Origin of the sequence: Methylocella silvestris BL2 (genome assembly GCF_000021745.1) — a bacterium.
Lineage (GTDB): Bacteria > Pseudomonadota > Alphaproteobacteria > Rhizobiales > Beijerinckiaceae > Methylocapsa > Methylocapsa silvestris.
In genome coordinates, this window is the sequence record NC_011666.1 from 1,079,466 (window position 1) to 1,096,952 (window position 17,487).

At 65.2% G+C, this 17,487-nt stretch carries 13 protein-coding genes; 7 read left to right on the top strand and 6 right to left on the bottom strand.

Annotated elements, in window-relative coordinates:
• Positions 1–2,214: a RelA/SpoT family protein gene (locus MSIL_RS05150; RefSeq protein WP_041367639.1), complete on the bottom strand. Its 2,214-nt coding sequence runs from the start codon at positions 2,212–2,214 to the stop codon at positions 1–3.
• 308 nt (positions 2,215–2,522) lie between these two features.
• On the bottom strand, positions 2,523–2,912 hold the full coding sequence (gene rpoZ, locus MSIL_RS05160) for a DNA-directed RNA polymerase subunit omega (RefSeq protein ID WP_012590038.1): 390 nt from the start codon (positions 2,910–2,912) through the stop codon (positions 2,523–2,525).
• 374 nt (positions 2,913–3,286) lie between these two features.
• Here rpoZ and MSIL_RS05165 point away from each other — a divergent pair, with 374 nt between their 5' ends.
• Together MSIL_RS05165 and MSIL_RS05170 are read left to right on the top strand one after the other, a co-directional pair.
• Positions 3,287–3,904: a LabA-like NYN domain-containing protein gene (locus MSIL_RS05165; protein ID WP_012590039.1), complete on the top strand. Its 618-nt coding sequence runs from the start codon at positions 3,287–3,289 to the stop codon at positions 3,902–3,904.
• A 32-nt stretch (positions 3,905–3,936) separates the two neighbouring features.
• Complete coding sequence (locus MSIL_RS05170) at positions 3,937–4,623, top strand: uracil-DNA glycosylase (RefSeq protein ID WP_012590040.1); 687 nt, start codon at positions 3,937–3,939, stop codon at positions 4,621–4,623.
• 3 nt (positions 4,624–4,626) lie between these two features.
• Here the strand turns inward: MSIL_RS05170 and MSIL_RS05175 are convergent, their stop codons facing one another.
• Complete coding sequence (locus MSIL_RS05175) at positions 4,627–8,703, bottom strand: Pls/PosA family non-ribosomal peptide synthetase (protein WP_012590041.1); 4,077 nt, start codon at positions 8,701–8,703, stop codon at positions 4,627–4,629.
• 291 nt (positions 8,704–8,994) lie between these two features.
• Complete coding sequence (fabI, locus tag MSIL_RS05180; protein ID WP_012590042.1) at positions 8,995–9,843, bottom strand: enoyl-ACP reductase FabI; 849 nt, start codon at positions 9,841–9,843, stop codon at positions 8,995–8,997.
• A gap of 352 nt (positions 9,844–10,195) precedes the next feature.
• Between fabI and MSIL_RS20045 the strand changes: the two genes are divergently transcribed.
• Together MSIL_RS20045 and MSIL_RS05190 are read left to right on the top strand one after the other, a co-directional pair.
• Complete coding sequence (locus MSIL_RS20045) at positions 10,196–10,696, top strand: RNA polymerase sigma factor (protein WP_012590043.1); 501 nt, start codon at positions 10,196–10,198, stop codon at positions 10,694–10,696.
• A 10-nt stretch (positions 10,697–10,706) separates the two neighbouring features.
• Entirely contained in the window at positions 10,707–11,630 is a 924-nt protein-coding gene (locus MSIL_RS05190; protein WP_012590044.1) for an anti-sigma factor family protein, read from the top strand.
• 12 nt (positions 11,631–11,642) lie between these two features.
• Here MSIL_RS05190 and MSIL_RS20050 read toward each other — a convergent pair whose 3' ends face one another.
• On the bottom strand, positions 11,643–13,547 hold the full coding sequence (locus MSIL_RS20050; RefSeq protein ID WP_012590045.1) for a chromosomal replication initiator protein DnaA: 1,905 nt from the start codon (positions 13,545–13,547) through the stop codon (positions 11,643–11,645).
• A gap of 245 nt (positions 13,548–13,792) precedes the next feature.
• Entirely contained in the window at positions 13,793–15,088 is a 1,296-nt protein-coding gene (locus tag MSIL_RS05200) for an adenylosuccinate synthase (RefSeq protein ID WP_012590046.1), read from the bottom strand.
• A gap of 29 nt (positions 15,089–15,117) precedes the next feature.
• Here MSIL_RS05200 and MSIL_RS21200 point away from each other — a divergent pair, with 29 nt between their 5' ends.
• The 3 genes from MSIL_RS21200 to MSIL_RS05215 all read left to right on the top strand — a co-directional run bounded on the left by MSIL_RS21200 (position 15,118) and on the right by MSIL_RS05215 (position 17,485).
• Positions 15,118–15,420 (top strand): hypothetical protein, encoded by a 303-nt coding sequence (locus MSIL_RS21200; RefSeq protein WP_148213026.1) that lies wholly within the window; start codon positions 15,118–15,120, stop codon positions 15,418–15,420.
• Positions 15,421–15,586: 166 nt separating this feature from the next.
• Positions 15,587–15,817 carry a 50S ribosomal protein L31 gene (rpmE, locus tag MSIL_RS05210; RefSeq protein ID WP_012590047.1) on the top strand — a complete coding sequence of 77 codons (231 nt, stop codon included), beginning with the start codon at positions 15,587–15,589 and terminating at the stop codon, positions 15,815–15,817.
• Positions 15,818–15,979: 162 nt separating this feature from the next.
• Positions 15,980–17,485: an MFS transporter gene (locus tag MSIL_RS05215; protein ID WP_041367647.1), complete on the top strand. Its 1,506-nt coding sequence runs from the start codon at positions 15,980–15,982 to the stop codon at positions 17,483–17,485.
• Positions 17,486–17,487: the final 2 nt, after the last annotated feature.

Sequence of the window (17,487 nt, forward strand, 5' to 3'; positions counted from 1 at the left end):
TCAGGCGTTTACGCGCTCGACCTTGCTCACCACCGAACGCGCGCGCAAATTCGAGATGATGGCGTTGAGATGCTTCAGATCGTTGACCTCGACGTCGATGGTCATTTCGCGGAAATCGGCCGACAGCGGCCGGAACACGATATTGTCGATGTTGGCGTCATTGTCGCCGATGACGGTTGAAATCGTGCCAAGCGCGCCCGGCTCATTGATGACGGTGACGACGATGCGCGCCGGAAAGAATTCATGCGTTCCCTCCTCGACGTCCCAGCGCACGTCGAGCCAGCGCTCCGGCTGCTCGTCAAAGTCGGTCAGCGCCGGCGACTGGATCGGATAGATGGTGATGCCTTCGCCGGGCGTCAGTATGCCGACGATGCGGTCGCCGGGCACGGCGCCGCCGTTCGGCGCGAAGCGCACCGGAAGATCGCCCTGAAGGCCGCGAATCGGGATCGATTGATCGTTCTGCTGGTCGCCGCCCTCGCCGGGAATTTTGAAGACGAGGCCCGCCGCCTTCTTCATGCCGAACCAGCCGGCCTCGCCATGCGGGCGCGCCGCGGCGGCGGCTTTCCGCTCCTCCTTGAAATCGGGGTAAACTGCCTTGACGACGTCGCCTGAAAACATTTCGCCGCGTCCGACGGCGGCGAGCACGTCCTCGACATTCGCTCTGGCGAGGCGCGCCAGCACGGGCTTCAGCCGTTCCTCGGAATAGGGCTTTCCGGCGCGCTCGAAGGCGCGCGCGACAATCTGGCGGCCAAGCCCGGCATATTGCGCCCGCACGGCTTCGCGCGTCGCCCGGCGGATCGCCGAACGCGCCTTGCCGGTGACCACCAGCGACTCCCAGGCCGCCGGCGGGACCTGGCCTTCGGCCCGCGTGATCTCGACCTCGTCGCCGTTCTGAAGCTCGGAGACCAGCGGCGCATGGCGGCCGTTGATCTTCGCGCCGACCGCGGTATTGCCGACGTCGGTGTGAACCGCATAGGCGAAATCGATGGCGTTGGCGCCGCGCGGGAGAGCGATCAGGCGGCCTTTCGGCGAGAAACAAAACACCTGATCGTGAAACAGTTCGAGCTTGGTGTGCTCGAGAAATTCTTCCGGCGTGTCGCCCTCGGCGAGCATCTCGATCGTGCGGCGCAGCCATTGATAGGCGCGGCTCTCGCCGGTCAGCGTCTCGCGGTCGGCGATGCGGCCGTCCTTGTAGAGGGCGTGAGCGGCGATGCCGTTGCGGGCGATGTCCTGCATCGCTTCCGTGCGCACCTGCAATTCGACGCGCTGCCGGCCCGGCCCGACCACTGTGGTGTGGATCGACTGATAGTCGTTCGGCTTCGGGGTTGAAATATAGTCCTTGAAGCGGCCTGGAACGACGGCCCATTTGGTATGGACCGCGCCGATCACGCGATAGCAATCCTCGACCGTTTCGACGACGACGCGAAAGCCGAAGATGTCGGACAGCTGCTCGAAGGCGATCGATTTGCGCTCCATCTTGCGCCAGACGGAATAGGGCTGCTTTTCGCGTCCGGCGACCTTGGCCTTGATGCCATGAGCCGCGAGTTCATCGACGAATTCTTTCTCGATGGTGGCGATGGCCTTGCCGTTCTTGCGCCGGAACTCGTCGAGGCGCGCCTCGATCGTCGCATAGGCTTCCGGCATCAGATGGCGGAAGGCGAGGTCTTCCAGCTCGTCGCGCATCCCCTGCATGCCCATCCGGCCGGCGAGAGGCGCGTAGATGTCGAGCGTCTCCTCGGCGATCCGCTCGCGCTTTTCCGGCGGCACGAAATGCAGCGTGCGCATATTGTGCAGCCTGTCCGCGAGCTTGACGAGGAGCACGCGGACATCTTGCGCGATGGCGAGCAGGAGCTTGCGGAAGTTCTCGGCGTGCGCCGCCTTTTTCGAGACGAGATCGAGCTTCTTGAGCTTGGTCAGCCCATCAACGAGACGGCCGATATCCTGGCCGAACAGCCGGTCGATCTCTTCACGCGTCGAGTCGGTGTCTTCGATCGTGTCATGCAGCACGGCGGCGACGATCGTCGCATCGTCGAGCTTCATGTCGGTGAGGATCGCGGCGACTTCGAGCGGATGGGAGAAATAGGGATCGCCCGAGGCTCGCTTTTGCGAGCCATGCGCCTTCATCGCGTAAACATAGGCCCGATTGAGCAATATTTCGTCGGCCTGCGGATTATAGCGCCGCACCCGGTCGACGAGTTCATATTGCCGCATCATAGCTCGGTTGGGTCCGCTGCTTCAGGCGACGCCTGCCTCCGGTCGCGGCGCAAGCATAGCTGTCTCGAAATCCGGCCGGAGGCGAGACGCAAAGCCTGAAGACTTGCCCGGGCGTCGCGAGCCGTTCGGCCGCTCTCCCGCGGGATCGATTCTTGAATTTGCGTCAAAGCCGCGCCCACGCGCGACAATGCGCCCCAGCAATCGCGGCCCAAGCTTCGCTTCCGGCGCCGTCAGGCTCAAAATCCGCCGCGCCGGCCAAGGCCGACGCTCGATCAGGCTGACAGACTCTGGCCGATTTTGAAAGCCGCCTATTCGGAATCGTCTTCGGTTTCGGCCGGCGGCACAAGCCCTTCGAGGCCGCGCAGCAAATCTTCCTCGGTCATGCGGTCGAACTGGATGTCGCCGATCGCTTCCGGGTTCTGCGGCGCCGACGACAGGGCGGGAACGACCTCCGACTCCGGCTCGTCGACCTCAACGTGCTTCTGCAACGACTGAATGAGGTCTTCCTTGAGATCGTCCGGCGTCAGGGTGGAATCGGCGATCTCGCGAAGCGACACGACAGGGTTTTTGTCATTGTCGCGATCGATCGTAATCGGCGCGCCCGCGGCGATCATGCGGGCGCGATGGCTCGCAAGCAGCACGAGTTCGAACCGGTTCTCAACCTTGTCGACGCAATCTTCAACGGTGACGCGGGCCATGAAGCGCTCGCTCCTTCATAAATAGGCGCATGTTCGGATGAATGCGGATTTATCTCGCAAAGCGCTCGCGAAGCAAGCAATTAATGTTTGGCCGCCTCGCGCCGCGCCGGAATAAAGCCCAGGAAAGACTCCAAATTATCCAGTGAGGGGCCATATTTGGTCATGATCTTGCGCGAGCATCTTTGAGCGGGACGACAATTGGCCGCAAAGTTATCTTTTGACACTGCTATCAATTTTTGTAAATTTTTTGTCGGAACCGTTCACACTTCCTGTGAGTTGCAATTGTCGTGGCTTGATTCTATCTCCCAGGGCTTAGCTTGCTCGACGTGAGTTTCGAGTTTGGTTGTAATCAAGTATTGAAGAGCAAACAAAATATGGCAGACCAAGAGCGAATTGCGCTTTTTATCGACGGCGCCAACCTTTATGCGACCGCGAAATCGTTAGGCTTCGATATTGATTACAAACGGCTGCTCAAAGAATTTCAGAGCCGCGGCAAATTGATCCGCGCGTTTTATTATACGGCTCTGGTTGAAGACCAGGAATATTCCTCGATCCGTCCACTGGTCGACTGGCTGGATTATAATGGCTATTCGGTCGTGACGAAGCCGACCAAGGAATTCGTCGACTCCCTCGGCCGCCGCAAAGTCAAGGGCAATATGGACATCGAACTCGCCGTTGACGCGATGGAGATGGCCGAACATCTCGACCATATCGTGCTATTTTCCGGCGACGGCGATTTCCGTTCGCTCGTCGAGGCGATCCAGCGCAAGGGCGTGCGCGTGTCCGTCGTCTCCACGAACGCCACGCAGCCGGCGATGGTCGCCGACGAATTGCGCCGTCAGGCCGACGAATTCATCGACATCATCCATCTCGCCTCCAAGATCGGCCGCGACGCCGGGGACCGCCCGGAGCGGGCGCATCGGAGCGCCGAGCGCCGCTCGCCGGCCTCGCCGGCGCTTGACGCCGAACTCGCGGACGACCGGCTCGACTGAGAGCTCGGCCGGCCGCCTCGGCGCCGCCGCCCATGGCATTGGATCGTTCCGCCGCCGCTGTCGCGCTCCGCGTGCTCGAACCGCCGATTGACTGCCCGCTTTGTCCGCGTCTTGCGGCGTTGCGGAGGTCGCTGCGCGAGGAACAGCCCGGCTGGAGCAACGCGCCTGTCCCCACTTTTGGCGACCCTTCGGCGCCCGTCCTGATTGTCGGGCTCGCGCCCGGCCTGCGCGGCGCCAACCGCACCGGGCGCCCCTTTACCGGCGATTACGCGGGCGATCTTCTTTATTCGACTTTGCTGGCCTATGGCTTCGCGACGGGCGTCTATGGCGCGAGCCGCGACGACGGCCTCAGGCTGCGTGATTGCGCGATCAGCAACGCCGTGCGGTGCGTGCCGCCGCAGAACAAGCCGACGCCTGAGGAAATCGCGACCTGCCGGAGCTTTCTCAAAGCGACGCTTGAACGGTCCGCCCATCTCTCCGTGGTCGTCGCGCTCGGCCGGATCGCCCATGAGTCGATTCTGCGGGCGCTGGGGGCGAAGCTATCGGCCTTCCCTTTCGCCCATGGCGCAGAGCATAAGCTCCCGCGCGCCAATGGGCGCGATCTGGCGCTGTTCGATAGCTACCATTGCTCCCGCTACAACACCAATACGGGCGTGCTGACGCCGCAGATGTTTGCCGACGTGTTCGCCGCCGTCCGCCGCCGCGCCGACGCAGGCTAGCGCTTATGCCGCTTCCTTCTCTACGATGACGTCGGCCGCGCCTTTTGGCTCGGCCGGCGCGCCGACCCATTCGGAATGGGGCGGAATCTGCTCGCCCTTCATCACCAGCGTCAGCGGTCCGAGCCGCGCATAATCGCCGACGAGAGTATCATAGAGAACCGTCGAGCCGGCCCCGATGGTGACGCCGTCGGCGATGGCGACGCGGCCGACCTTCATCACGCGATCCTCGTAAAGATGCGTCTGCAGCGCGGAGATCGCATTCAGCGCGGCAAAATCGCCGACCTTGACACAGTCGAATTCGGTGATGTCGGTCATGTCCATATAAACGCCCTTGCCGAATTTCGCCCCGAACAGGCGCATCATCCAAGGCAGGAACGGCGTGCCGCGCAAATGATCGAGCAGCACCTTGCCGGCCATGCCCCAATAGATCACGGCCACGGCCTCGGTGCGCATCGCCCACCAGGACCACATCGGCTTCACCATAGGCTCATAGCGCCCCATGGTCAGCCATTTCAGCACGATCACGACGATGGTCAGCATCAGGCAGATGGCGACCGACGAGAATGTGAACTGCACCGCGACCGCGCCATAATCGCCGTCCAGCACGCTCGCGCTGAACCATTCGACCGCCCAGGTGCCGAGCGTGATGAACAGCATCGTCGGCATCGAGATCATCACCGCCTCGAAGCAGGCGCGGGCGAATTTCTTCCACTTGGGCGCTTCATAGGTCCAGTTGGCGCCGCCGGCGTCGAATTTCTGCCGCACCGGCAATTTGATCGGCGGCGATCCGAACCAGGTGTCGCCCTCATTCATGAGGTGGTTCGCCGGCGGCTTCGACTTGATGCCGATCAGCGCATTGGCCGGAATGTCGGCGCCGGTCGGAATCACGGCGCTATTGCCCACAAAGACCCGCGGCCCTGTCTTGACGCGCCGCAGCACCATCCAGCCGTTGCGCACTTCCTCGTCGCCGAACACCACTTCATCGGCGATGAAGTTCTTTTCGCCGATCTCGACGAGGTCATAGCGGCCGGACAGATTGGTCGAGATTTCGGCGTCCTTGCCGATCTTCGCGCCCATCAGCCGATACCAGCCGCGCATATAGACGGTGGCGTAAAGCGAGGACAGCGTTTCGAGGGTGATCTCGGTCGCGAGCGTCACCGCCCATTTGCGCAGATAAAACCAGGAATGGACCGAATAGGTCCCCTCGCGCACGCGCGGCAGGATGATCCAGCGGCACGCGGCGATGAAGCCCACCGTCACCAGAACCATGACGAAGGCGGTCGGCCACGCCATGATCGGGATCATCATCATATAATGGAAGCGGTCGATGTCGCCGATGCCGATAATGTCGTCGATCCGGTCGAACACCCAGAAGGCGGGGAAGATGGGCAACAGGCCGAGCGGCGGAATGGCCAGCAGCAGCGCGAGATAGACGCCGCCCATTGCGAAACGGCGCGGGATCGAGCCGATCGAGGCGGCGCCGAGCTCGGAGGGGTCGATCTTGCCGGTCTGGCGCACAGGCGAGCCGTCCCAGCTCTCATAATCGCCAATGCGCCCGCCGGCGCCGATCGCGCTCAGATCGCCGATCTCGGCGCCGCGTCCGATCACGACATCTTCCTCGATGACGCAGGACGAGCCGATATAGGCGTCTGCGCCGATCTCGATCGAACCAATGATGAGTTCGCCGCCCTCGACCCGCGCATTGGCGAGATTGGCGATCGAGCCGACGCTCGCGCCGTCGCCGAAGGAGATGAGGTCGATCGCGCCGGCGTCGACCTCGCCGATGATGGCGTCCTTGCCGACCTTCGCCCCGAGCGCGCGCAGATAAAAGCGCATAAAGGGAGAGCCGGAAAACCATTTGATGTGGACGAGCCCGATGAACCGCCGCGCCAGCCACCAGCGGAAATAATAGACGCCCCACAACGGGTAGCGGCCCGGCTTGGTGCGCCCGATGATCAGCCATTTCGCCGCGATGGTGATGGCGACGGTGACGATGTTGATGCACATATAGACGGCGATCAGCGAGATGATCTCCTCGCCGATCGCCGCTTCAGCGCCGGTCAGCAGCATGTAGCTGACGAAGACGCCAAGCCATTGCGCCGTGACGAGCGCAAGGATGATTGGCAAAGCGACGGCCTGGGCCAGGCCGCAGAGAAAGCGCCGCAGCAGCGGCGGCGGGTCGAAGCCAAGATCGGCAGGCCCGGCGAGATGCGCCCATTTACGATCGATGAGTTCGCCAATGCCGCGCAGCGTCCGCGCCGAATAGACGTCCTGAAGCGTGACGCGGGAGAGCGCCTGCGTCTTGCGGACAATCGAGATGAAGCGCGCGGCGAGAAGCGAATGGCCGCCAAGGTCCGTGAAGAAATCGGCGTCGAAGGGAATCGCCTGCGGCGGCAGCACCTCCTTCGCGGCGGCGAGCAGGCTGGCTTCCGTCGATGTGCGTGGATCTTCCTGCGCCTCGCTGGAATCGACCTCGGCGAGCCGGACGAGCTTCAGGCTCTTGCGGTCGACCTTGCCGGACGACAGTTTCGGCAGGGTGGCGATCGATTCGAAACGGCTCGGCACCATATAGGGCGGCAGGCTCGCCCGCAGCGCGCCGCGCAATACGCGAGTCTCGAGCGCGCCGGCCTCGACCGCGCCGGGCGCCGGCACGAGGAAGGCGACAAGCTGATCGACGCCCGCATCATTGCGCAGAACCACGGCGGCGTGGGCGACGCCTTCAAGATCGCCGAGCTTCGCCTCGATCTCGCCGAGCTCGACCCGGAAGCCGCGCACCTTGACCTGATCGTCGATGCGGCCGCGAAACAGGATTTCGCCGGCCTCGTTGATCGCGACGGCGTCTCCGGAGCGATAAAGCACCGGATCGCCGGTCGCCGCATCGAAGTCCGCGACGGGAAACGGATTGGGAATAAATTTCTCGGCCGTCAGCTCCGGACGCTTCAAATAGCCGCGCGCGACGCCGGGGCCGCCGATTAGAAGCTCCCCCTCGCTGCCCGGCGCTACGAGATGAAGTTCATCATCGACGACGTAACAGGAATAGTTCGGGATCGGACCGCCGATCGTAACGGCCGCGCCCGGCTGCACCTCGGCGATGGTGGCGACGACGGTCGCCTCGGTCGGACCGTAGGAGTTGAAGATCTTCCGCCCCGGCTTGCACCAGCGGCCCGCGATTGCGGGCGGACAGGCCTCGCCGCCCAGAATGATCACCCGCAGCGTCACGACGTCGCGCGGCAGCAACGCGAGCAGCGTCGGCACCGTGTCGAGGACGGTGACGCCATTCGCCTCCATGATTTCGGGCAGCTTGTCGGCCTCGCCCATGACCTCCGGCGTCGCAACGAACAGCCGCGCGCCAACAAGATAAGGGAGCCAGATCTCTTCCATCGACAGATCGAAGGCGACCGAAGCGCCCTGAAACATCACATCCGTGGCGTCAAGCCGGTAGATCTCATTCGCCGCGCGCAAATAATGGCAGATATTGGCGCCGGTGATGACGATGCCTTTCGGCGTCCCGGTCGAACCCGACGTATAGATTAGATAAGCGGGGGAATCGGGCGTTGCGCCGAGCGCGCGCGCATCGATTTTTTCATCTGTCGAATAATCGGCAAGCTCGCGCGGCGTCAGAATGGCGCATCCGACGCGGCCGGCGAGTTTTGCGGCGAAATCCGCCGTGGTCACAATCAGCTTGGCGGCGGCGTCATCGAGGCAGACAGCGATCCGGTCAACGGGCGCATCGCCGTCGAAGGGGAGCCAGGCGGCGCCGATCTTGGCGATGGCGATCTGTCCGATCAAAAGCTCGTGGCCGCGCGGCATCCACAGGCCGGCGATGTCTCCCGGACGCAGGCCCGCGCGCAGAAGGCCGCGGGCGATCGCCTCTGCTCTCTCATCGACTTCAGCGTAGGTCAGCGCGCCGTCGCGCGTCACCATCGCCAGCGCGTCCGGATCGGCGGCGACTGTGGCGGCAAAAATCTCGCACAGGAGCTCGTCGCGCCGCAGGTTCGGCAAGCGCAGGCCGCGCAATACGCACTGCGCTGTCCCCGTAGCCTCTTGCGCATCGGCAGTCGCCGCGCCGTTCTGCGTCATGTCGGGTCCTGGTTCCATCATCGCGCCAAGCTCGTCCGCAGAGCCCGATCGCGAGCCGTTTTGCGGCGAAGGCGCCCAACGCCGCCACACGCCAGCCTCATGTCTGCCGCCCCGATATCGATCGTGGCCTCACGCGCGCAAGTTTCCGACGCCCGCCGCCTGACGCGGAGGGTTCGCGCCAAACATGCGAATGTGAGCCTTAATGGCGCGTGAACAGGCGCGTGCGGGAAGCGGGCGCCTAGCTTAGAGGGGTTCTTATAAAGCGGAGGATCGAGGGCGTAAACGCCAGAATTACTCCTTGCCCAGCGCGCCGATGTCGGGCGCGGCAGGATTCTTCATTCCGACAATATGATAGCCGGCGTCGACATGGAGAATTTCGCCCGTCACCCCGCGCGCCATGGACGAGAGCAGGAAGACGGCGCTTTCGCCCACTTCCTCGATAGAGACGGAGCGGCGCAGCGGCGCGTTATATTCGTTCCACTTCAAAATATAGCGGAAATCGCCAATCCCCGAGGCTGCAAGCGTCTTGATGGGACCTGCCGAAATGGCGTTGACGCGGATATTCTTCTCGCCGAGGTCGGCCGCAAGATAGCGCACGCTGGCTTCAAGCGCGGCCTTGGCGACGCCCATCACATTATAATGCGGCATCCATTTTTCGGCGCCGTAATAGGTCAGGGTCAACAGCGACCCGCCATCCGGCATCAGCCGTTCGGCCCGCTGCGCGATAGCGGTGAAGGAATAGCAGGAGACCAGCAGCGTATTGCTGAAATTTTCCGCCGTCGTGTTGACATAGCGCCCGGTCAGCTCGTCCTTATCGGAGAAGGCGACGCAATGAACGACAAAGTCGAGCTTGCCCCAGCTGCGCTCGATCTCGCCGAAGACGGCGTCAAGACTTGCGGCGTCGGTCACGTCGCAATGGCCGACGACCACGCCGCCAAGTTCGGCCGCGAGCGGGCGCACCCTCTTGCCGAGCGACTCGCCCTGAAAGGTGAAAGCGAGTTCCGCCCCGGCGTCGCGCGCCGCCTTGGCGATCCCCCAGGCGATCGACCGATTATTGGCGAGGCCAAGAATGAGGCCGCGCTTGCCCGCAAGCGGGCCGGACCGGATCAGATCATCTGTCATAGCTTCCGGTTGCGTCATTCTCGGTCCGGACATGAGGGGGTAAAGGCGGCATCGATGGAACGGCCGCAGCGTCAGCCGCGTTTAAGGACTATCGCGGCGTAAAGCAAGGATCGCGAATGGTTAACCCGGGCGAGTCCGGCAGCCCTTAATCAAAATTTGTTTCTTCCGGTATGCACGAGGCGCGGCGCAGCTTATTATATTAGAGCGCGGCGGGACGATGTCGCCGGGATGCGCCGGGGGATGGAGCGCGAGGTTGAGTTTGCGAGAGGAATTGAACCTGCTTGCGCCGCGGCTGCGGCGTTGTGCGCGGGCTCTCGTCGCCGGAGATGCAGGCGCGGCCCGGTCTGCCGACGCGCTCGCCGGAGCGGTTTTGCGGCATTTTTTTGAGATGGGCGCGCTGCAGGGGCGACGCGATGTCGACGCGCAAGCCTATGCCATGCTGATTGAGGCGAACCGCGATCAGCTTCGCGCCCGGGCGCAGGCGGCGCCGGGTTCGATCATGGGACAGGCGACGGGCGCCGCGCCGGGACCGAACACGTCCAGCTTCACGCCGCCGCAATCCGGCGCGCGCGCGGCCGCCGTCTTCGCCACGGAGCTTCATGCCTCCGAGAAAGCCGCAAACGCGCATTCGTCCACGGACGCGGTTGGAGCGGCGCTAGGCGCCTTGAAGCTCGAAGAGCGCGAAGCGCTTCTTCTCGTGGCGCTCGAGGGATTTTCCTATGTCGAAGCCGCAAGGATTCTCAAAATCTCGCGGCCTCTTCTGATTGCGCGGCTGTCGCGCGCGCGTGACAGATTACCGCGCGATATTTCGGATCGGCCTCCGGCGCGCCGGACGAAGCCGCAGGCGCCCTATTTGCGCCTCGTCAAATAAGCCGGACGCCATGAGCGGCGCTCCGCCCGCGATCAACGACGAAGATTTGATGGCCTTTGTCGACGGCGAGCTCAGCGCCGAGCAGCGCCGCGCTGTCGAGAGCTACATCGCATCTTCCCCCGCCGCCGCGGAGCGGGTGGAAATCTGGCGCCAGCAAGGAAAAGCGCTGCGCGCCGCCTTCGCGCGGGTCGAAGCCGAGCCGCCCGCTCCAGTCCTCGTGCCCTACCGAAAACGCACGCTTCCCCGCCTGATTCGGTCCTGCGGCTCCTCGCCGTCGGGGACGCCGGCCAGCGCGGCAAGGAGCGCTCTTGCCGATGACGGGAACGAACCGATCCGGCGCGATGAGTCCGCGCGCCGCGCCGCCCGCAGGAGAAAGCTCGCACTTGTCGCGGCCTTCGCCGCGGGCGCCGGCGCCGCTCTCGCCCTGGTTTATTTCAGCGACCATCTCCCTGGCCGGCAGGCGGGTTCGATCTGGCGCGGACCGCCCGCGACAGCGGCCGACGACGCTATGGCGCAACGCGCGCGCGACGCCCTGTCCGGCTTCAATGGCAAAACTGCGAGAAGCGGCTCCGCTTCCGCGGCCGCGGGCAGCGCCCTGATTGTCCCCAATCTGTCGGACGCCGGCTATGCGCTCATCGGCGCGCGCGCGGGGCAGGGCGCAAGCGGCGATCCAGGCGAAGAGCCGTTCTGCCTGTTCTACGCAAAAGGAAGCGCGCAGCCGGTGGCGCTCTGCATCGCCGGCAAGGACGACGGCGCGGCAGGCGGCGCGGCGCAGATGAGCCTTTCGAGCGAAGCTGGAGCGGCCGGCGCGGTCGCGAGCTGGCGGCAGGCGGGAGGAGCCCGTTACGCTTTGGCTGGATCGCTGCCGGAGGGCGCCCTGCGCGATCTCGCGGGCCGGGTCAGCAAGGAGGTTGCGGCGTTCGACGCGCGTTAGCGCCGGGCGTTGCTATTGCCCCTTCCAGGCGGCGATCGCATCGTCGATCGCGCGGTCGCCGGCGGGACCCTTCTCGAACGTCAGCTTGGCGATCTTGCCGTTGCTCAAGAGGATCGGCACGTCGATCCATCCGCGCGACTTCAACAGATCGAGATTGCCCGCCTCCGGGCTCCCGCTTGTGAGCCCGACGAGAAATGTATTGTCGGTGATCTGAACGGGGACACCGTTCAGCGCGTCGCCGGTCGCCGTGTCCTCGAGGCGCATCTGCGGCACGCTGATCTGCTGCACGGAGCCGAGCGGGCTGTCCGCGCCCTCGATGAACTGGATCTTCATTGTGTGCGAGGCCGGCAGGCTGCTGTCGAAGTTTTTCTGCAGCGTCATGACGATTTCGAGCTTTTCTTCCGGAATCTCGACCGTCGCATGCACCGCCATGCTCAGCGGGTCATTCGGCCCGCTGGTGACATTATCGACTTTCCAGTTTACCGCGCCGAGGAAGGTTCTGACCTTGTTCGGCTCCTCAGGCGCTTCGACGAGCAGCGCCGCCCGGCGCGCGCTCTGGGTTTCGGGCTCAACCGCAGTCGGGGCGCCGCGCGCCGCAGAAGACGGCGCCGGGGACGTCGCAGGCGGCGATCCGGCCGCGGAATCTTGCGGCTGGTTCTGGCCGCCGCCAATACGATCGACAATCTTGCCGCTGGGCGCGGGCTCCGGGATGATGAGCGGCGCGGCGGCGCGCTGCCGCAATTCTTCAGGCCGGTCGCGCAGCTGATAGGCCGCGATCGCGACGAGAAACACCAGCAGTCCAAGGATAAAGCCGACGAGCCACAGTCGGCGCGGCGCGGCGTCCTCGCGGCGCGGCTGCGGCGCGAAGGGCCGCTGCGCCTCCGCGCGCGGCCGGATCGGAGCCGCCGACGCCGGATCGGACCCGCCTTCGTCGCGCGCGGGGGCGTCGGCCTCAGGCGCGGGCGGCGCAAAATCGGACCGCGCCCATTCATCCGCCGGCGCCTCACCGAGGGGAGCCGGCGCGGGGGCGTCCCATCGCGGCTCGCCCTCCATCTCCCAGCGCCGCAGCTCCGCCTCGCGCGGCTCGAATACGGGCTCCCGCCACCCGTTTTCGTCCCCGTGCGCCGGCTGGTCCGGGAGAGGCTCGGGAGCAGGCTCAGCTTTGGGCGGCGGCTCAGGCGTGAATCCTGGCGCGGGAGCGGCCACCGGCGCCGCCGGGACTCGCGGCGGCATGCGCAGCAAACTCGTTCCCAGCGGCCGGCGCGGCGGAAGGATCGCGCCGGGCGCCGGCTCCGGGGTCGTCTTGTCGCGCCGCGCTTTGAAGAACATCGGCGGGCGCGTCTGCAGGCTCGACGGCCGCCCGGCTCTGAAGTCGGGCTTTGCCGAATCGTCCTTGATCTTTTGCGCCGCGTTGTCATCAGCGCCCTCCCCGGGAGGGGAAGCAGCCGGCGCCGGCGTCTCCGCCGCTGCGGCAGGCGGGCGCTCCTGAGGCTCCGCCTGCGGTTCCGCTTCCGGCGCATGGGGCGCGTCAGGGGTCCCGGCAAAAGAAGGTTCGCCCGCGATCTCATGCGGCGCGGATGGCTCATTGGGGCGCTCGGCGACCGTCGGCTCGATCGGCGCCGCGGCGATGTCCGCGCGCTCGGGCTGAGGCTGCGGCGGGTGGAACTCCGGCGGCGGGGGTTCGGGCGACGCAGCTTCAGGCGGCTTCGGAGTGAAATCGGCCTCGAGCCGCGCGACGGCGTCTTCGAGCGCGACGCTTTCGCGATCGATTTCTTCATCGGCGATCGGCGGGTCGAGACGGCGCAACTGCCCGAGCAGCGCATTGCGGGCGCGGTCATAGATGGCGCTGCGCGCTTGCGGGGTCGGATCGGCGAGCCCTGCGACGGCCCTGGCGAGCAGCGGATAGTAATCAGCCATGTCGGGTTCAGACCATTCGCGCGTTGATCCGTCAATCGTTGAGGCCGCTTATATCACGCGACTCAATCTGTTCCATCGAGTCTCGACCAATCGATCCAGACAGATGAACCTCTTCGATTTCAAGTGATTAGGGCGTGATATCGGTTCGCATCGGCGCTCCCGTCCCGCCGTCTGCATAAGCAGCATGGCTGGGCATTTTGACGAGAACATGCCCTAAAGCGTTCATCCGCCAAGATTTTCCCGTTTCAGTCGCGGAAGGGATTATGCACCAGAATGGTGTCGGCCCGCTGCGGACTGGTCGAGAGCAGCGCGACGGGCGCCTCGATCAGCTCCTCGATGCGGCGCACATATTTAATGGCCTGCGCCGGCAGTTCCGCCCAGGAGCGGGCGCCGGCCGTCGTGCCGGCCCAGCCCTCCATCGTCTCATAGATGGGCGTGACGCGGGCCTGCGCGGCCTGACTCGCCGGAAAGCGATTGATGCGCTCCCCATCAAGCAAATAGCCGACGCAGACTTTGATCTCCTCGAAACCGTCGAGAATGTCGAGCTTGGTCAGGGCGATGCCGTCGATGCCGGAGGTTTTCACCGTCTGGCGCACCAGCACCGCGTCGAACCAGCCGCAGCGCCGCCGCCGGCCGGTGTTGGTGCCGAATTCATGCCCGCGGTCGCCGAGCCGCTGGCCGGTTTCGTCATGGAGCTCCGTCGGAAACGGGCCGCCGCCGACCCGCGTCGTATAGGCCTTAGCGATGCCCAGCACATAGCCGATCGCCTTCGGCCCCAGCCCCGAACCCGTGGCGGCGTTCGCCGCGACGGTGTTCGACGAGGTGACAAAGGGATAGGTGCCATGATCGACGTCGAGCAGCGCGCCCTGCGCGCCTTCGAATAAAATGCGTTTGCCGTCGCGGCGCGCCGTCTCGAGCAGATCCCAGACCGCATCCATATAGGGCAGCACTTTCGGCGCGACGTCTTCGAGCTCGGCGCGGATCGCGGCGCGGGGCACGGGCTCGAGCCCAAGCCCGCGCCGCAGCGGGTCATGATGGGCGAGCAGACGGTCGATCTTTTCATCGAGCGAATCCGGCTCGGCGAGATCCATCAGCCGGATCGCGCGCCGGCCGACCTTGTCTTCATAGGCCGGCCCGATGCCGCGCTTGGTCGTGCCGATCTTGACGCCCGCGACCGAGGCGGATTCGCGATGCGCGTCGAGCTCCCGGTGCAGCGCCAGAATGAGCGTGACATTGTCGGCGATCTTCAGATTGTCCGGCGTCACCGTGACCCCTTGGGCGGAAATCTTGGCGATCTCGTCGACGAGATGATGCGGATCGAGCACGACGCCGTTGCCGATGACCGACAGCTTTCCCGGCCGCACGATGCCGGACGGCAGCAGCGCCAGCTTATAGACCTGATTGCCGATGACCAGCGTATGGCCGGCGTTGTGGCCGCCCTGAAAGCGCACGACGATGTCGGCCTCGATCGACAGCCAATCGACGATTTTTCCCTTGCCTTCGTCGCCCCATTGGGCGCCGACCACCACAACATTCGCCATTTAAATCGCTTCTTCACGGGTCGCGCGTCTTGACGCATCGCGCGTCTTCAAGAGCTGAAGCCGGCGCATTCGGCGCGCTTTGCTTGCAAAAAACAATCCCGGCGCATTGGCCGGGATCTGATTGCGGTACACAATCGCCGCCCGTGAGTAAAGCGCGCGATGATGCTGTATTCGCGCCGCGCGCGAGCCAAAGCCAGGAGGGCGGCGCGCCGTTCAAGGCTGCAGGCGCTGGCGGCGGATTGCCGCCGCCAGGGTTCGCAGCCAGCCGCCGCTTCGCCCAGACTTATGAGTTTTTCTCCAAGCAGGCGGTGTTTCGCATTCTCGCGCCATGACCGCCGCTGGAGGCTGGCCGGACGCCGCCTTGCCATGGCGGCGCGCCTTTGCTATAGGCCCCGTCTTCCAGTCATGACCGTTTCGAGGCCGCCGCCGTCATGTCCCGATGGGCGGATCGGCCCAAGCGCGCTGGCGCAGCGTTTTCGAGAGTTTGAGGCAGTCCCGATGAAAGCCGATATCCACCCGCAATATCACCTGGTCAAGGTCGTGATGACCGACGGGACCGAGTTCTTGACCCGCTCGACCTATGGGTCGGAAGGCGCGACCCTCAACCTCGACATCGACCCCAAAACCCATCCGGCCTGGACCGGCGGCTCCGCACAGCTGCTCGACCGCGGCGGGCGCCTGTCGCGCTTCAATTCGCGCTTCAGCGGCCTGAGCTTCGGCAAGAAGTAAGCCGGCGTGGCGGCGGCTGGAGCGCCTTTCGGCCGCACGGCTCCATCTACTGGTTAAGAGTGCGAGACTTAAAGGCGTCAGCGGCGTCGCCCGCCTTTGCCTAAGTTCCTTCCTGACATTCTGATGCCCGCCAGGGAATTGCGATGGGGCCGAGGCGGCGGAATGCGTGAGCCAACCGAAAGTGGCGCCGCGCCGCGGCGACCCCTTCGCGCAATCATTCGCCGTCTTGGCCGCGAGCCGGCGCCTCTCGCGTGGATTGCGCGTCAGACCTGGCGCCCCTGGCTGGTGGTCGGGCTGGTTTGCATCGGCGCCTTCCTCGGCCAGCTGGACGCCACCATCGTCCAGCTCGCCTTGCCGACTCTCGGCAAAACGTTCGCTGCGCCGCTGCAACAGGTCAGCTGGGTCGCACTGGCCTATCTCGTCGCCTTCGCGTCATTTTTGCCGATCTTCGGGCGGCTGTGCGAGATCTTCGGCCGGAAGTCGCTTTATCTCGCGGGATACGCTCTGTTCGTCATCGCAAGCGCTTTATGCGGCCTCTCCACCAGTCTCAGCGAACTGATCGTCTTCCGCGTTCTGCAGGGGATCGGCGGCTCGCTGCTGGGCGCCAACAGCATCTCCATTCTCGTGGCCGCGATAGGCCCGAAACAGCGCGGCAAGGCGCTTGGAATCTTCGCAGCGGCGCAGGCGGTCGGCATGAGCGCGGGGCCTGCCATCGGCGGCCTGATCCTCGCCGCGCTCGACTGGCGATGGCTGTTCTGGCTCGCCGCGCCGTTCGGGGCCGCCGCCATCATCGTTGGATGGCTGGCGCTGCCGCAAACGGAGACGACCGAGCAGGACATGCGGTTCGATTGGCGCGGCGCCGTCCTGATCGGGCCGGCGCTCATCTTCCTCATCGTGGCGCTCAACCATCTCTCGGCCCTGACCTCGCCGCTCACAATGGCTTTCCTTGCTGGGTCGTCGGCGCTGGGCTGGCTCCTCATCCGGCACGAACGCGCATCGCCCCGGCCGCTGGTTGATCTGCTTCTATTCCGCAGCAGAGCCTTCTGCTGCGGGGCGATCGCCGTCGCGCTGGCTTACGCCCTGCTCTACAGCATGTTCTTCCTGATGTCGTTTGCGCTGGAACATGGCTATGGCGACAGTCCCGCAGCTGCGGGACTTCGTCTGGCGATCATTCCGGTCGCGCTCGGGGCGACGGCGCCGTTCAGCGGCGCGCTCAGCGACCGGCTTGGCGCGCCGCTGCTCAGCGCCGCGGGAATGGCCTGCTGTCTCGTCGCTCTGCTGATGCTGGTCATCAGCGGGCAAGACTCGGGCGGCGGGCATCTCGTCGCAGCGGCGGCCTTCGCGCTGTTCGGCGTGGGACTGGGCGCATTTATCGCCCCCAACAATCACAGCACCGTCGAGGCCGCGCCCGCGCGCCTCTCGGGCGAAGCCGGCTCGATGCTAAACCTGATGCGCGTTCTCGGCGCCAGCCTTGGCGTCGCCGCCGCCACAGCCAGCCTCTCGTGGCGTCTCGAGGACGCAGGCGCCGGCCAGAGCTGGCTTGGCGCCACAGGGCCCTCGCTGCTCCGCGCCGTCGAGGCCAGTCTGATGATACCGGCGGGCCTTGCCGCGCTCGCGGCGGCCGCAGCGCTCTGCGCCGCCTCTCCCCGAGCGCCGAAAACGGCCTAATC

Excerpts from the sequence above, each read along its gene's own strand:
- MSIL_RS05150 (WP_041367639.1), bottom strand. The coding sequence starts at position 2,214 with ATGATGCGGCAATATGAACTCGTCGACCGGGTGCGGCGCTATAATCCG.
- rpoZ (WP_012590038.1), bottom strand. The coding sequence starts at position 2,912 with ATGGCCCGCGTCACCGTTGAAGATTGCGTCGACAAGGTTGAGAACCGG.
- MSIL_RS05165 (WP_012590039.1), top strand. The coding sequence starts at position 3,287 with ATGGCAGACCAAGAGCGAATTGCGCTTTTTATCGACGGCGCCAACCTT.
- MSIL_RS05170 (WP_012590040.1), top strand. The coding sequence starts at position 3,937 with ATGGCATTGGATCGTTCCGCCGCCGCTGTCGCGCTCCGCGTGCTCGAA.
- MSIL_RS05175 (WP_012590041.1), bottom strand. The coding sequence starts at position 8,703 with ATGACGCAGAACGGCGCGGCGACTGCCGATGCGCAAGAGGCTACGGGG.
- fabI (WP_012590042.1), bottom strand. The coding sequence starts at position 9,843 with ATGACGCAACCGGAAGCTATGACAGATGATCTGATCCGGTCCGGCCCG.
- MSIL_RS05190 (WP_012590044.1), top strand. The coding sequence starts at position 10,707 with ATGAGCGGCGCTCCGCCCGCGATCAACGACGAAGATTTGATGGCCTTT.
- MSIL_RS20050 (WP_012590045.1), bottom strand. The coding sequence starts at position 13,547 with ATGGCTGATTACTATCCGCTGCTCGCCAGGGCCGTCGCAGGGCTCGCC.
- MSIL_RS05200 (WP_012590046.1), bottom strand. The coding sequence starts at position 15,088 with ATGGCGAATGTTGTGGTGGTCGGCGCCCAATGGGGCGACGAAGGCAAG.
- rpmE (WP_012590047.1), top strand. The coding sequence starts at position 15,587 with ATGAAAGCCGATATCCACCCGCAATATCACCTGGTCAAGGTCGTGATG.
- MSIL_RS05215 (WP_041367647.1), top strand. The coding sequence starts at position 15,980 with ATGCGTGAGCCAACCGAAAGTGGCGCCGCGCCGCGGCGACCCCTTCGC.